Source organism: Reyranella aquatilis, assembly GCF_020880995.1.
GTDB lineage: Bacteria > Pseudomonadota > Alphaproteobacteria > Reyranellales > Reyranellaceae > Reyranella > Reyranella aquatilis.
Genome location: NZ_JAJISD010000004.1, coordinates 207,154 through 222,692, shown reverse-complemented (window position 1 = coordinate 222,692; position 15,539 = coordinate 207,154). Strand labels below are relative to the sequence as shown.

The following is a 15,539-nucleotide window of genomic DNA, read 5'->3' as shown; positions in this document are numbered from 1 at the left end:
TGACACTAACGCCACTTCGGATTGGCGATGGCGATCTTGTCGGCGATGGTGGCTTCGAGATGGGCCATCAGGGCGACGTCGCTTTCGTCGCGCTCGCCGCTGCGCAGCTGGCGCGCCAGTTCGCGGTTCAGTTCGTCGAGCGTCGCGTTGCGGCCCAGGAGCGTCGTGAGGCGCTCGTGCTCGCGGGCGTCGGCCGCCGGTCCCAGCCGCACCTCGCGTTCGAGTATCGCGAGCGAGTTCACTGCCACCCGCATCTGGAAGCCGAGCCGCGGTTCGGCCTTGTCGAGGGCCGGCGTCGCCTCCTCGCGCAGGAAGTCGGCGATGGCAGTCAGCAATTCGGCGGCGGTGGGACGGTCCTGGGCCACGGTCAGGCTCCCTGCTTCAGCAGTTGCAGAAGGTCGACTTCGGTCTCGACGGCGCGACGACCGATCGAGGCATGCTCCATCGACCTGATGGAGCCCGAGAGATGCTTCCAGGCCTGGTTGAGGCAGATGATGCCCCAGTGCGCGGTGCCGAAGACTTCCCACCAGTGGGCCCGAACCGGATCGACCTTTCCGCCGCCCGCGCGCTCGTAGGCCGACCAAAGTTCCTCGCGGCTGCCGAAGCCGCCGGCCGGCTTGTCGATCGCGCCGAAGCGCCAGCTCTTCACGCAGAGCCAGCCGAGATCCTCCACCGGGTCGCCGAGATGGGCGAGCTCCCAGTCGAGGATCGTCGTCACGCCGGCCTCGTCGACCAGGTAGTTGCCGGTGCGGTAGTCGCCATGCACCAGCACCGGCCGGTCGAGCGGCGCGGGCTTGCGACGGTCGAGCCAGGTGAGGGCCAGTTCGAAAACCGGCTGAGGCTGGCCCAGCGCGTCGAGCGAGCGGCGGAGTTCGGCGATGTGGTCGGCCGCCTCGCGGCGCGGGAGGGCCGGCAGGGTGGCCGGATCGGTCGCATGGATGCGTGCCAGGATTTCGCCCAGCTGGCTGGCGATGCGGCCCCGCGCTGTCTCGTAGGGCGCGTCGCGCAGCAGCTTGCGGGCGATGGCGATTCCGCCGATGCGGCGCATCACATAGGCTTCGCCCAGCGCGTCCTCCTCTGTGAGCTCGAACAGCGGCTCGGGCGATTTCACCCCGGCGGCATGGGCGGCCTGCAGCACCCTGAATTCGGTGGCGCGGTCGATTGCGACAGCCCGCTCGCGGTCGGTCTTCCCCCGGGTTGGCGGATCGCGCCGCAGGATTAGCGCGTGCCGCTCGCCCCGGATCAGCGCGTCGAAGCTCCAGGTCTGGCGCGAGGCGCCGCCAGACTGGCGGCTCAGCCTTTCGATCACGGCGGGGGCGCCGAAATGGCGGCCGGTCGCTGCCGCGAGCACGCGGGCGACGTTTTCTGTTTCGGACGGCATGTGAACGGTCATTTACCGGGACTGTGGCACAGGCTCCGGCGCGTGGTAAGAGGACCGCGTCAACTGGGGAGATCAAGCACGTGTCGAGCGCCTTCGCGGCCATGAATGGCCTGTTCCTGGAAGATTTGAAGCCCGGCATGTCGGCGATGTTCGGCAAGACCGTGACCGAGGCCGACATCATGGCCTTCGCGGGCGTCTCGGGAGACACCAACCCGATCCATCTGCACGACGGCTTCGCACGCACGACACGCTTTGGTCAGCGCATCGCACACGGCATGCTGAGCGGCAGCTTCATCTCCACCGTGATCGGCACCAAGCTGCCCGGCCCCGGGGCTGTCTATATCTCCCAGACCATGAACTTCATGGCGCCGGTCATCATCGGCGACACGATCACCGCGGTGGCGACCATCACCGCGATCGACGAGAAGCGCCGCCGCGTGACGCTCAAGACCCAGTGCCTGAACGGCGACAAGGTCGTGATCGACGGCGAGGCCGTCGTGCTGGTGCCGCGGCGCGACGCGGCCTGAGCCGGCGCGATGATCCCGGTGTTTGACGACTGGCGGTCCGTGCCGGCCGACCGCAAGGGCGGCGTGGTGGCGCTCGGCAATTTCGACGGCGTGCATCGCGGCCACCAGGCGCTGCTGGCGCAGGCGCGCGAGCGGGCCGCCTCCCTCGGCGCGTCCGTGGTGGCCTTTACCTTCGAGCCGCATCCGCGCGGCTTCTTCGTGCCCGACACCGGCCCGTTCCGATTGACCCTGCTGCCCGCCAAGACGCGCCTGCTCGCGCAGCATGGCGCGCAGGCCGTGCTGGCCCAGCGTTTCGAAGCGGCGTTCGCGGACCTGCCGGCCTCGTCGTTCATCGAGGACGTGCTGCTGAGCGGGCTGGGCGCGCGCCATGTCGTGTGCGGCTACGATTTCACCTTCGGCGCGCGGCGCAGCGGCAACGTCGAGATGCTGCGCGCCGAGGGCGCACGGCGCGGCTTCGGTGTCACGGTGGTCGATCCGGTGACGCACGAGGGCGAGATCTATTCCTCGACGCGCATCCGCGAGGCGCTGCGGCACGGCTGGGCCCGCGAGGCCGCCGACCTGCTGGGGCACTCCTGGGAAATCGAGGGCACGGTGGAGCTGGGCGACCAGCGCGGACGCACCATCGGATTTCCCACCGCCAACGTCTCCCTGGGCGAGCACCTGCGCCCGCGCTTCGGCGTCTATGCCGTGCGCGCGCTGGTCGAGGGCCAGGAAGGCGAGGGTTGGCGCAACGGCGTCGCCAACCTCGGCAAGCGGCCGACCTTCGGCAAGCTGCAGGAGAATTTCGAGGTCCACCTGTTCGACTTCGCGGGCGACCTCTACGGCAAGGTCCTGCGGGTCGCGCTGGTCGATTTCATCCGCGCCGAGATGAAGTTCCCGGGCCTCGATGCGCTGAAGGCCCAGATCGCGGCGGACGGCGAGGCGGCGCGGCGAATACTTGCCCCGGCGCCCTGAATCAGCCGTGGGGCGACGGCAGGTGCGTCAACAGCTCCGCGCCCGATTCTGCCAGCAATGACCTGAACGCCGGCGAGGCCGGTCCGCGGATCAGCCACTCCGCATAGGCCAGCCAGACCTTGGCGTCCCGGCGCCGTGCGACGGCGGCGGCTTCTTCGGCGGTTGCCTGCGCACGGTCGGTGAGGCCCGCGCGCAGCTGAACATATGCCAGGTCGCACAGGATCCGGGCTTCGTTTTCGAGGCCCGCCTGGCGCTCGCGAGCGAGACGCAGCGTGTTGCTCAGGGTCGTGGTTGCTTCGGAATATTCGCCGCGCATGGCCTGGCCGAGGCCGGCGTAGGCCCGGCCATAGACCATGAGATACGGATTGCCGCTCTTCTCGCCCAGGCGATGGGCGGCCGCGCAGTGTTCGGTGGCGAGGGTCACGTCGCCCGTTCCCCAGGCGATATCGGCCATCGTGGCATGGGCCTGCAGCCGATGCAGAACATCGACCTTGGATTCATCGCTCGCGATCAGCTCGGTGGCGAGCGCGCGGGCCTCGTCGTACCTGCCCATCATCGCCAGCGTCTGGCCGCGCATGCCCTTGACCCAGACGTCGACGCGGAAGCCGAGAGTCTGCTGATCCTGCTCCTCCACCTTGTCGACATTGGCGAGCGCGACATCGTTGTCGGCGAGGGCGGCACGCAGGTCACCGGCCAGACGGAGTGCGTGGCATCGGATGGTGGTCAACACCGCGGCCAGTCCGGCATGCTTTTGCGGGTCGAGCAGGTCGCGTGCCTCGCTCACCTTGGCAACATAGTCCATCGCCGAGCCGGTGCTGCCCAGCGCGCGGCCATAGGCGGCGGTTACCAGCGTGATGGCGCGCATGTCGCCGAGCGAGCGCGCGATCTCGAGCGCCTCGGTGTAGTAGGGCTCGACATCGGCTGCGGTGAGGCCCTCGCGCCAGGCGAAGTTCACGATCTGGCCGCTCGCCATCAGCAGAGGATAGCGTGCGGGGCCTTCCAGCGGCAGGCTGAGCAGCAAACGGCGGACGCGCTTCCAGGCTTCGAGCGCCTGCGCGGGATCGCGCGTGCCGTGCCACATCGCGGCCTTCATGTTGTACGACGCCGCCTGCGGGATGTTCCCCGCCTCCTCGAGGTGGTAGGCAATGAAGCCCGCCTGGGCGCCCCCCGGATCCGGCAGAGTCTTCTCCAGTTCGGCGGCGACCGCGGAATGCAGCGCGCGCCGCTTGTCCGAGACCAGCGAGCGGTAGACGACTTCCTGAAGCATCGGGTGCTTGAAAGCGAAGGTTCCAGGCGGCGGACCGCCGGTTTCATAGACGAGCCCGGCCGTCGACAGGCGGTGCAGGGACATGTTCACGACCGCTTCCGCCAGCCCCGCGACATGCTCCAGGATCGGCACCATGAACTCGCGACCGATGACGGCGGCCGTCTGGAGCAGCGTGCGCTCCGTTTCGGGCCGGCTGTCGACGCGCGCCGCCACGATCGCCTGCACATTGTCGGGGACCGTCTTCATGTCGGGTATACGGAGAAGACGGTAGGCTCCGGGCTCGCCGGCGAGGTGGCCGCCGTCGGCGAACTTGCGCACCAGCTCCTCGATGAAGAATGGATTGCCGCGCGCCCGGTCGGCAATCAGCGGCAGCAACGGGGCGACGGATCGATCGTCGCCCAGCAGATGGGATGCCAGTTCGTCGGCGGCGTTCTTGCGCAGCGGTGCCAGCGAGACCTGATCGTAGTGGTCGCCGCGCATCCATGGCGCTGCATAGCCGGGGCGAAAATTCACCAGCAGCAGGAGACGGGTGCCGATCATGGCCTCCGCCAGAACCTCGATCAGCGATTCGCTGCCGGAGTCCATGAAGTGGAGGTCCTCGAGCAGGATCACGGCCGGTGTGGTCGCTCCGGCCGCGCGTGCCAGGCGCCGGAAGAGCGATTCGAGCCGGTCCCGCCGGGTGCCCGGATCCATGCGCGGTAGGGGAGGAGCACCGGAACCGAGGCCGAGGAAGTCGACGAGCAGCGGCAGCTCGCTGCTCAAGCCCGGATCGATGCGATCCAGAAGTTCGGCTGCCTTGGCGCGACCGCGCTCGGCGGTGTCGTCCGGTGCAATCTCGAAGAACGCCCTGAGGATATCGATCACGGGCTCAAACGGCGTGGCGCGGCTGTGCGCCAGAGCGCGACCTTCGAGCACGCGAATACCCTGGGCACGGCATCGTTCGGCAAACTCGAACGCCAGGCGACTCTTGCCGATGCCCGCCTCGGCCACCACGCCGACGGCGCAGCCGTCTCCTTCCGTCGCACGTTCGAGGTTGCGCTCGAGCAGGGCCAGTTCGGCATCGCGCCCGACAAAGCCCGAGCGCTCGCGTTCGAGGCTGAAGCGCTGGCTGGTCGGCCCACGCCGCAGGCCGGTCAGGAGGAACACTTCCATCGGCGCCGACAGGCCGCGCACCTCCCGGTCGCCCATCGAATCCACCGATACGAACTGCCGGGCGCCCCGCAGCGTGGCCGGCGAGATCGCGATGCCGCCCAACGGCGCCAGGCCTTCCAGCCGGTTGGCGATGTGAACGGTGATGCCGGTGGCGTCGAAGTCGGTGGAGAAATCGGTGGCCACGGTGCGGGCGAGCACTTCTCCGGAATGAACGCCGACGCGGATCGGCAACGCCCCGCCCGGCAGGGCCTTGACCGAGGCCTGCATGGCGAGCGCCGCGCAACAGGCGCGCACCGCATGGTCTTCCTGGGGATTGGGCGCGCCGAACAGCGCCATGACACCATCACCCTGGACCTTGACGACCGACCCCTCGAAACGCCGAACCGCCTCGTGCATGGCCTCGATGGCGGGCGCGAGCCGCCTGGCCGCCTCTTCGGGATCGAGCCGCTCGATCAGCTCGGTCGATCCGGAGACGTCGGCGAACAGTACGGTGATCTGCTTGAGTTCACCGTCGCTGGCCGGAGGTTTGCTGGTCGCAGTCTTCGTTGCGAGTGCCGTGCCGCACTGCCCGCAGAATCGGGCAGCAGGCGGGTTGCTCGAATGGCAAGAAGGGCAGGCCCGTCCCAGCGCCGCTCCGCAATCGATGCAAAAGCGGGCGTCGCTAGCGTTGTTGGTATCGCAGGCGGAGCAACGCATCCTTGACCCTGTTAGTCGTGCCCGTTGCACTAAAGATTAGTAGAAGCTCGTGATACCTGCTGGACAAATTGAAGTTCACCGAACATGCCTGCAATCACGATTCCCCGGGTGTCACTTCTCTTGCCCTAGCCATCGCGGCGACTTGGAGCGCGACTGTAGGGAAAGCTGCCCGTGAGCATTCCATAGGATGCAGGACCCATCCAGTTCTCGACAATCCTGCTGAGTTGCCGTCGGCCGAGTTCAATGAACTTCTTCGCCTTTGGCGGACCGAATAGTCGCGGTAGCGCTACTGATATTGCCCATGCATCTGCTTGTTCTTCGCTCGAGATGCTCTTGTAAAGAGGATGCGATGGCGGCCCGGCCAAGTGGTGTCCGGTTTCGTGCGCCAATGCCAGGGCGAGAGCCTCGACCCCGGCCGAGCGATGTCTTCCCAGTCCACCATACAGTCTTACCGCAGGCCCCTGTGCTCCATGGAATGCCTGTGCATTAACAATCGGGGGCTCCCATAACAGGTCGTACTTGATTTCGGGGAATGCAACGGCGAATCGGCGCAACAACAGTTCAGCCCTGCGTCGTGGCCAAAGAGCGTCGGCCGGCCACAATTCGTGAGGCTTTGCGACTTCGTCAAAAATGGGCACGGCACCTCATCCATCATACTGGATTGCAAAGCTACCGGGGCGAGAAATTTCCTCGTCTCGGTTCGTCTCGCGCGGCCTCCCCGTCGATGCGACGCCAACCCTCCAATGTGGGAATCGGTCCCAATTGGCGACAAATGATTCGGTAGAGGGCAAGCCCTTGCCCGGCTAGGGGCAACCCATCTGTCCGGCAGGCAACGTGAAAAGCGTGACGATGCGCGAGTACTTGCCCATGACGCCGGTCCCGAGGTTGCCGAGATTGACGTGAACGACCGTGTCCGGCACGGCAAAAAACTCAATCGCTTCGCAGTTCAGATCTGAGCAGGCTTTCGCAATTTCTCGTCTCAGGATCGGGCCGATAGGCTCCTTCAGGTCCGGATCGACCAAGGGATCAATGTAGTCGAGGAAGCACTTCCATCTCCGCGCCGGCGGCGAATTGCTGTTGTTGCCTGGGTATAGGCTGAGCTTGTCCGCAACGGACCAAAGCGAAGGGTAATTGACATAGTCCAAGTAATAGATCGCATCACCCCGGTGATTCGGCAGACCCGGTGGCTTGTCGTCGTACTGCTTGTTCAGTTTCTTGATGATTTGCTCGGTATCTGGCGTGTTGAAAAGCAGTCCCATGTTTCATCCCCCGGCTGGAGTTCGCGACTCTACGGCCTTAATCGCTTGGCGGTCGAGAAATTTCTCGGCACGCGCAAATAGGTCTCATGCGCGGAGACTTTTTCCTCGGCTCGCGCGGTCGGCTGTGAGCGGAGCTGGGCCGCCCCGCCTTGACCCCCCCGACCCCCATCCCTAGATTGCCCGCCCTATGTTTATCGGGGCCTTCCTGGAGCGAATTATCCGCCCGGTCCGCTGATCGCGGCCGGGTTTGTCCTGCCTGTTTGCGGCTGTCCTCCGGAAGGCCGCCATCGCTCCTCACAGTGCCGAGTTTCTTGTGACAACTGATTATAAATCCAGCGTTTTCCTGCCGAAGACCGACTTCCCGATGCGTGCGGGCCTCCCGAAGAAGGAGCCCGAACTCCTGAAGCGCTGGGCCGAGATGAAGCTGTGGGACCGGCTGCGGGCCGAGAGCCGGGGGCGGCCGAAGTTCGTGCTGCACGACGGGCCTCCCTACGCCAACGGCAACCTCCATATCGGCCACGCGCTCAACAAGATCCTCAAGGACCTCGTCTCGCGCACCCAGCAGATGCTGGGCAAGGACAGCCATTACGTGCCGGGCTGGGACTGTCACGGCCTGCCGATCGAGTGGAAGATCGAGGAACAGTACCGCGCCAAGAAGCAGGACAAGGACCAGGTCCCGATCGTCGAGTTCCGGCGCGAGTGCCGCGCCTTCGCCGATCACTGGATCACGGTCCAGCGCGAGGAGTTCAAGCGCCTCGGCGTCGATGGCGACTGGGACAATTACTACTCGACCATGAAGTACGAGTCCGAGGCGGTCATCGTGCGGGAACTGGGCAAGTTCCTGATGAATGGCGGCCTCTACAAGGGCTCGAAGGCGGTGCTCTGGTCGGTGGTCGAGAAGACCGCGCTGGCCGAGGCCGAGATCGAGTATCACGACCATACGTCGGACACGATTCATGTCCGCTTCCCGGTCGTGAAGTCGAACGGCGGCAAGCTCGACGGCGCCGCCATCGTGATCTGGACGACTACCCCCTGGACCATGCCGGGCAACCGCGCGCTCGCGTACGGCAAGGACATAGCCTACGCGCTGGTCGAAGTGGCGGCGGTCGGCGAGGGCAGCAAGGCCCGTGTCGGCGAGAAGCTGGTGCTGGCGCGCGAGCTGGTCGAGGCGGTCGCCGAGGAGACGAAGTTCACGCCGAAGATCCTGGCCGAGGTAACGGCCGACGATCTCGAGGGGCTGATTGCCGCGCATCCGTTCCGCGGCAGGGGCTTCGAGTTCGACGTGCGCCTGCTGCCGGGCGAGTTCGTGACGGCCGACGCGGGCACGGGCTTCGTGCACATCGCGCCTGGCCATGGCGCCGACGACTACGAGCTGGGTATCGCCAACGGCGTCGAGGTGCCGGACACGGTCGCCGAGGACGGCAGCTACTATCCGCACGTGCCGCTGTTCGCGGGCAAGCGCGTCTACACGCAGGACGGCAAGAAGGGCGACGCCAATCGCACCGCCATCGCGCTGCTCGACGAGATGGGCAAGCTGCTGGCCGCGGGCCGCATCACGCACAGCTACCCGCATTCCTGGCGTTCCAAGGCGCCGGTGATCTTCCGCAACGCGCCGCAGTGGTTCATCTCCATGGACAAGCCGATCGCCGAGATCGGTGGCACGCTGCGCGAGAAGGCACTGGCGGCGATCGACGCGACGCGCTTCGTGCCGCGCGCCGGCTACAACCGCCTGCGCTCGATGATCGAGACGCGGCCCGACTGGAACGTCTCGCGCCAGCGCGCCTGGGGCGTGCCGATCGCGGTGTTCGTCGACAAGAAGACCGGCGAGCCGCTTCGCGATGCCGAGGTGATGGACCGGATCGTCGAGGCGTTCCGCACCGAGGGCGCCGACGCCTGGTTCGACAGCCCGCCCGAGCGCTTCCTCGGCAACAAGTACGATGCCGCCGATTTCGAGCAGGTCACCGACATCCTCGATGTCTGGTTCGACTCCGGCTGCACGCATGCCTTCACGCTGGAGGGGAACGACAGGCTGAAGTGGCCGGCCGATCTCTACCTCGAAGGCTCCGACCAGCATCGCGGCTGGTTCCACTCCTCGCTGCTGGAGAGCTGCGGCACGCGCGGCCGCGCGCCCTATGACGGCGTGCTGACGCACGGCTTCACGCTCGACGAGCAGGGCCGCAAGATGTCGAAGTCGCTGGGCAACATCACGGCCCCCCAGGCGGTGTGCGACCAGTACGGCGCCGACATCCTGCGCCTCTGGGTGGTCGGCACCGACTACACCGAGGACCAGCGGATCGGGCCGGAGATCCTGAAGCACCAGGCCGAGGCCTATCGCCGCCTGCGCAACACGCTGCGCTACCTGCTGGGCAGCCTGGACGGCTATTCGTCGGACGAGACGGTGGGCCATGCCGAGATGCCCGAGCTTGAGCGCTGGGTGCTGCATCGCCTGGCCGAGCTGGACACCGTCCTGCGGCGCGCGGTCGACGACTACGACTTCCACACGATCGCAACGGAGCTGCACAATTTCTGCGCCGTCGATCTTTCGGCCTTCTACTTCGACATCCGCAAGGACTCGATCTACTGCGACGCCGCGGGCACGCCGCGCCGCCGCGCCGCCCGCACCGTCATGGCCGAGGTCTTCTCGTTCCTGACCGCGTGGCTGGCGCCGATCACCTGCTTCACCGCCGAGGAGGCCTGGCTCGCGCGGCCGGGCGACATGCCCGACGGCAAGGCCGAGAGCGTTCACCTGCGGCTCTATCCCATCATTCCGCCGGCGTGGCTCGATACGGCGCTGGGGGAGAAGTGGAAGACCGTTCGCGCCCTGCGCCGCGTCGTCACCGGCGCCCTGGAACTGGAGCGCGCCGAAAAGCGCATCGGCTCGAGCCTGCAGGCCGCGCCGCATGTCCACGTCGCGCCGGAATATCTCAAGGCGCTCGAAGGCCTCGACCTCAGCGAGATCTGCATCACGTCCGGCGGCCATCTGGTCGTGGGCGAAGCGCCGGCCGGCGCCTTCACCCTGCCGGACGTGGCCGGGGTTGCGGTCGTGCCGAGCCTGGCCCAGGGCACCAAGTGCGCGCGCTGCTGGCAGGTCCTGGAAGAGGTCGGCAAGTCGGCCGTCCATCCGCTGCTCTGCCTGCGGTGCGAAGACGCGGTTTCGGCATGAGGCCGATCGATCGCCAGGCCATGGTGCTGCTGCTGGTCACGCTCGTGGCGGACCAGGTCTCCAAGCAGCTGCTGCTCGGCTTCCTGCTGAAGGCCGGCGCCATCGTCCCGGTGATCGACGGTTTCTTCCGGCTGGTCATCGTCTGGAACCGCGGGGTCAGCTTCGGCCTGCTGGGCGGCGATCAGGCGGTACCGCCCTGGGTTCTTTCCGGCGTGGCGATCGCCGTCTGCATCGGACTGTTCATCTGGCTCAGGCGCACCGACCGCCCCCTGACAGGATGGGGCATCGGCCTTGTCATGGGGGGAGCCATCGGCAATGTTATCGACCGTGCCCGGTGGGGAGCGGTGTTCGATTTCGCCGATTTCCACATCGGGCGCTGGCACTGGCCGGCGTTCAACGTGGCCGACGCGGCGATCGTCGTCGGTGTCGGCCTGATGCTCGTCGACTCGTTGCTCGTCGAGAAGAAGCGGGCGCCCTGAAGCGGCCATGATCGGCGCACAAAAGCTCACTACCAAGGACGGACGATGAAACCGACTCTCCTCCCGATTCCGTTGGCCCTGGTGGCCTGCAGCACGCTCGCTCTCGGCGGCTGCGGCGCCTTCGAGAATTTCGGCGGCAACAAGAAGGTGTCGCCGGACGAGTTCAAGATCGTCTCGCATTCGCCGCTGACCATGCCACCGAACGCCGAGCTGCGGCCGCCGCGGCCGGGCGAGCCGCGTCCGCAGGAAGTCACGCCGGCCGACCAGGCCAAGGAAGCGCTGTCGCCGGCGCTGGCCGGTCGCACCCAGGCCCGCGTCAATGCCGGCCCCGACGCGGCGCGCTCGGGCAGCACGTCGGAGCAGGCGCTCGTCGCGCGTGCCGGGCAGGGCGGCATCGACCCCAACATCCGCGGTCAGGTCAACAAGGACACCCGGACGCTGGGCGAGAGCGACAAGTCGTTCCTCGACAGCCTGATCTTCTGGCAGGATTCGCCGCCCCCGGGCGTGATCGTCGATCCGGCCAAGGAACAGCAGCGCATTCGCGACTCGCAGGCCGCCGGCCAGCCGGCCGCGGGCCCGACGCCGACCATCACGCGCCGCAAGCGCGGTCTGCTCGAAGGCATCTTCTGAGTTCGATGCCGCTCCTCGGCCGCCGCGCCCTGCTCGGCGGCCTGCTGGCCGGCGCGGCGCTCCCGCCGGCGCCCGCGTTGGCGAAGCTCTTCTCCGTGGGCCGGCGCAACGCCGAGACCTTCACGCTCGCCAACGGCCTTCAGGCCATCGTGCTGCCGTCCCGCCGCGCGCCGATCGTGACCCAGGTGGTGGTCTACAAGGTCGGCAGCGCCGACGAGACGTTCGGCCATACCGGCGCCGCGCACTTCCTCGAGCACATGATGTTCAAGGGCACCGACAAGGTGCCCGCCGGCGAGTTTTCGCGCATCGTGTCGCGCAACGGCGGCCGCGACAACGCCTACACGACCTTCGATTCCACCGGCTACCATCAGACGATCGCCGCTGAGCAACTCGAGCTGGTGATGCGCATGGAAGCCGACCGCATGGTCAATGTGCACATCACCGAGCGCGAGATCGTGCCCGAACGGCAGGTCATCCTCGAGGAACGTCGCATGCGCACCGACAACGTGCCGGCGTCGCTGCTCGACGAGGCGGTGCGAGAGCAGCTCTACGGCCGGCACAAGCCCTACGCCATGCCGGTCATCGGCTATGCGGACGACATCCGGAGACTTGGAGTCAACGACCTGCTCGCCTTCTACCGCCGTCACTATGCGCCGAACAACGCTGTCCTGATTGTCGCCGGCGACACCACGCCGGAGAAGGTTCGCACGCTCGCCGAGCGCCACTACGGACCGATCGCGCGCCGCAGGACCGAGCCGCGGACGCGGCCCTCGCAGGGCGGCACCGACCTGCCGCAGAAGGTGGTCCGCGCCGATGCGCGCGTCGCGGAACCGCGCTGGTCGAGGCTGTGGCTGGCGCCGTCCTATCGCGTGGGCGAGACGAAGTACGCCTATGCGCTGCAGGTGCTGGCGCGGCTGTTCGGTGGCACCGAGACGAGCCGGCTGTCGCGCGTTCTCGTGAACGAACGCAGGATCGGCCTGTCGGCGTATGCGTCGTACAGTCCCTCGAGCCTCGGTCTCACATCCTTCGACATCGGCGTGCATCCCGCGAAGTCGCGCAGCATGACGGATGTCGAGGACGCGGTGATGGCGGAAATGAAGAAGCTGCTCGACGGTGGCGTCACGGCCGAGGAGGTCGAGCGCGCGCAGAACCAGCTGCTGGCGGCGGCCATCTATTCCCAGGACTCGCTCGCGAGCGGTCCGCGAATCTACGGCACGGCGCTCAGCACCGGCAGCACGGTGGCCGATGTCGATGCCTGGCCCGAGCGGATCGCGGCCGTCACGGCAGACGATGTCGTGGCGGCCGCCCGCCATGTCTGGCGCGACGATGGCGCGGTCACGGCCCTGCTGACACCGGCCGAGGGTAGCCGATGAAACGGCTGAGGCTGCTCGTGGCGGCTCTTGCTGCCTGGCTTCTTCTCGTTCCGGGGATGGCGTTCGCCATCGACATCAAGGAAATCACGACTCCCCTCGGTATCAAGGCCTGGCTGGTCGAGGACAAGAGCACGCCCGTGGTGGCGCTGTCCTTTTCCTTCTCCGGTGGAACGGCCAGCGATCCCTCGGGCCAGGCCGGCATCACCGACCTGATGGCGGGGCTGCTGACCGACGGCGCCGGCTCGATGGACGCTCAGGCGTTCCGCCAGCGCCAGGAGGATGCCGCCGCATCGCTGGGCTTCAATGCGTCGCTCGACCGGTTGACCGGCTCGCTGCGCGTCCTCTCGGCCAACCGCGACGAGGGGTTCGAACTGCTGCGGCTGGCGCTCACCGAGCCGCGCTTCGACGCCGACATCCTGAACCAGCGGCGGGCACAGACTCTCGCGGCGCTGAACCAGGCGGCACAGCGTCCGGGGTCGGTCGCCAGCCGGACGCTGATGGAGACGCTGTTCGCCGGCCATCCCTACGCCGCCGATCCCGACGGCACGCCGCAGGGCCTCGCGGCGGTGACCCCCGACCTGCTGAAGAAGCGCGCCGCCGAACTCTTGTTGCGCAACAGTCTCGTAATCGCGGCGGTCGGTGACATCGGCGAGGCGGAACTGGCGCGCCAGATCGACCGCTCCTTCGGCGTGCTGCCGACGGGCACGCCTCCGGCGCTGCCGCCGGAATGGGTGCCGCCGACCAAGCCGCGCACCGTCGTCGTCGAACGCCCGGTACCGCAGAGCACCGCTCTGCTCGCGCTGCCCGGCATCCCGCGCGACGATCCGGACTGGTATGCGGCCCTGGTGATGAATCACGTGCTGGGTGGCGGTGGCCAGCAGTCGCGCCTGTTCAATGAAGTGCGCGAGAAGCGCGGCCTCGCCTACAGCGTGTCGAGCGGCCTGCGCACCTACAAGCGCGCCGCGTTGCTGGTCATGTCGACCGGTTCGGCGAACGAACGCGTCGCCGAGGCACTCAAGGTGATCCGCGCCGAGATGGCCCGGATGCGCACCGACGGCGTCACCGAGGCCGAACTCAACGACGCCAGGACCTATCTGACGGGTGCGTTGGCCCTGTCTCTCGATTCGTCCGGTTCGATCGCGGGCCTGCTCCATTCCATGCAGATCGACGGCCTCTCGCCCGATCATCTGACGCGCCGCGCGTCGTTGATCGCAGCCGTCAAGCTCGCGGACGTTCGCAAGGTTGCGCAACGCCTGCTGCGTGACGAGACGCTGACCACGGTCGTCGTCGGCAAGCCGGTTGGCGTCACGCCTGAACCCTAGGGAGTTCGAATGTTCTACAGCCACGTGATCGACGATGCCCTGGAAAGCAAGGTCGGCAAGAACGGCCTGCCGCGGGCCTCGCTCGACCGCGAACTGGCGCGCGCCTCGGCTGCGCTCGACAAGTTCCGCCAGTGGAAGGCCGATGGCACGCTGCCGCTGCTCAGCCTGCCGGGCGCCCGGGACGACCTCGCCCTGCTGAAGCCGCACGCCGCGCGCTTCGCGAAGTTCGAGCATGTGATCGTGCTCGGCACCGGCGGCTCCAGCCTCGGCGGCCAGACTTTGGTGGCACTCAAAGACCAGGGGTTCGGTCCGCTGAGCGGACGCCCGAAGCTCTGGTTCATGGACAATGTCGATCCCTCGACCTTCACCGAACTCGCCGCCCGCCTGCCGCTGGCGCGCACCGGCCTGATCGTCATCTCCAAGTCCGGCACGACCGCCGAGACGCTGACCCAGTTCCTGACCCTGCTGCCGGAGTTCGAGGCCAAGGTCGGCAAGGACAAGCTCGCCGAGCATGTCATCGCCATCACCGAACCCAGCGACAATGCGCTGGGACGCCTGGCGGGCCGCATCGGCTGCCCGATCCTCGATCACGATCCCAAGGTGGGCGGGCGCTTCTCGGTTCTCTCCCTGGTCGGACTGCTGCCGGCGATGATCGCGGGCCTCGATGCCGGCGCGGTGCGCGAGGGTGCGGCCAGCGTGCTCGATCCGGTGCTTGAAGCCAGCGATGCCCACGATCTCGCGCCGGCTGTCGGCGCGGCCCTGTCGGTCGGGCTGGCGCGCGAACGCGGCATCGGCACCACGGTGCTGATGCCCTATTGCGACCGCCTCGGTTACTTCGGCTTCTGGTATCGCCAGCTCTGGGCCGAGAGCCTGGGGAAGGGCGGCAACGGCACGACGCCGGTGCGCGCCATGGGCACGGTCGACCAGCACAGCCAGCTCCAGCTCTATCTCGGCGGCGCGCCGGACAAGATGTTCACCGTGCTGATCCTCGACACGGCGGGCAAGGGCGCGAAGATCGCGCCCGAGGCGCTGGGCGGGGACAAGGCACTGGCCTATCTCGCGAACCAGTCGCTGGGCGACCTGCTGCTGGCGGAGGCAGAGGCCACCGCCGTGACGCTGGTCAAGAACGGCCGGCCGACGCGCGTCATGCGAATTGCCGCCCTCGACGAGAGGGTGATGGGCGCGCTCATGATGCACTACATGCTGGAGACCATGTTCGCCGCCCAGCTTCTGGGCGTCGACGCCTTCGACCAGCCGGCGGTGGAGGAGGGCAAGATCCTGACCCGTCAGTATCTTTCTGCCCGCGTATCTTCCACAGGCCGGCAGTCCTAAAGTG

At 67.4% G+C, this 15,539-nt stretch carries 12 protein-coding genes; 8 read left to right on the top strand and 4 right to left on the bottom strand.

The genetic code is table 11. The features are described 5' to 3' along the window. Positions 1-5: 5 nt before the first annotated feature. Both LJ725_RS11480 and LJ725_RS11475 read right to left on the bottom strand, forming a co-directional pair. Positions 6-365: a DUF6285 domain-containing protein gene (locus LJ725_RS11480; protein WP_230550790.1), complete on the bottom strand. Its 360-nt coding sequence runs from the start codon at positions 363-365 to the stop codon at positions 6-8. Between the two features lie 2 nt (positions 366-367). Continuing rightward, the gene (locus tag LJ725_RS11475; RefSeq protein ID WP_230550789.1) at positions 368-1,381 is read right to left on the bottom strand and encodes a phosphotransferase family protein; all 1,014 of its coding nucleotides are present in this window, start codon (positions 1,379-1,381) and stop codon (positions 368-370) included. A gap of 80 nt (positions 1,382-1,461) precedes the next feature. Between LJ725_RS11475 and LJ725_RS11470 the strand changes: the two genes are divergently transcribed. Both LJ725_RS11470 and LJ725_RS11465 read left to right on the top strand, forming a co-directional pair. After that, a complete protein-coding gene (locus LJ725_RS11470) occupies positions 1,462-1,908 on the top strand; it encodes a MaoC family dehydratase (protein WP_230550788.1) in 447 nt (148 codons plus the stop codon). A gap of 9 nt (positions 1,909-1,917) precedes the next feature. Then, positions 1,918-2,862: a bifunctional riboflavin kinase/FAD synthetase gene (locus tag LJ725_RS11465; protein WP_230550787.1), complete on the top strand. Its 945-nt coding sequence runs from the start codon at positions 1,918-1,920 to the stop codon at positions 2,860-2,862. A gap of 1 nt (position 2,863) precedes the next feature. Here LJ725_RS11465 and LJ725_RS11460 read toward each other — a convergent pair whose 3' ends face one another. Together LJ725_RS11460 and LJ725_RS11455 are read right to left on the bottom strand one after the other, a co-directional pair. Beyond that, the gene (locus LJ725_RS11460; RefSeq protein ID WP_230550786.1) at positions 2,864-5,977 is read right to left on the bottom strand and encodes an adenylate/guanylate cyclase domain-containing protein; all 3,114 of its coding nucleotides are present in this window, start codon (positions 5,975-5,977) and stop codon (positions 2,864-2,866) included. Between the two features lie 803 nt (positions 5,978-6,780). Then, positions 6,781-7,236, bottom strand: coding sequence for a hypothetical protein (locus tag LJ725_RS11455; protein ID WP_230550785.1), 456 nt, complete (start codon positions 7,234-7,236; stop codon positions 6,781-6,783). A gap of 364 nt (positions 7,237-7,600) precedes the next feature. Here LJ725_RS11455 and ileS point away from each other — a divergent pair, with 364 nt between their 5' ends. The 6 genes from ileS to LJ725_RS11425 are packed head-to-tail and all read left to right on the top strand — an operon-like array spanning position 7,601 to position 15,535. Beyond that, positions 7,601-10,399: an isoleucine--tRNA ligase gene (gene ileS, locus LJ725_RS11450; RefSeq protein ID WP_230551011.1), complete on the top strand. Its 2,799-nt coding sequence runs from the start codon at positions 7,601-7,603 to the stop codon at positions 10,397-10,399. Continuing rightward, a complete protein-coding gene (lspA, locus tag LJ725_RS11445) occupies positions 10,396-10,878 on the top strand; it encodes a signal peptidase II (protein ID WP_230550784.1) in 483 nt (160 codons plus the stop codon). Before ileS ends, lspA begins: the two co-directional genes overlap by 4 nt. A 45-nt stretch (positions 10,879-10,923) precedes the next feature. After that, a complete protein-coding gene (locus LJ725_RS11440) occupies positions 10,924-11,508 on the top strand; it encodes a DUF3035 domain-containing protein (RefSeq protein WP_230550783.1) in 585 nt (194 codons plus the stop codon). A 5-nt stretch (positions 11,509-11,513) separates the two neighbouring features. Further along, a complete protein-coding gene (locus LJ725_RS11435; protein ID WP_230550782.1) occupies positions 11,514-12,881 on the top strand; it encodes a M16 family metallopeptidase in 1,368 nt (455 codons plus the stop codon). Continuing rightward, positions 12,878-14,203: a M16 family metallopeptidase gene (locus LJ725_RS11430; protein ID WP_230550781.1), complete on the top strand. Its 1,326-nt coding sequence runs from the start codon at positions 12,878-12,880 to the stop codon at positions 14,201-14,203. The genes LJ725_RS11435 and LJ725_RS11430 overlap by 4 nt, the downstream gene beginning before the upstream one ends. 9 nt (positions 14,204-14,212) lie before the next feature. Continuing rightward, the gene (locus LJ725_RS11425) at positions 14,213-15,535 is read left to right on the top strand and encodes a glucose-6-phosphate isomerase (protein WP_230550780.1); all 1,323 of its coding nucleotides are present in this window, start codon (positions 14,213-14,215) and stop codon (positions 15,533-15,535) included. Positions 15,536-15,539: the final 4 nt, after the last annotated feature.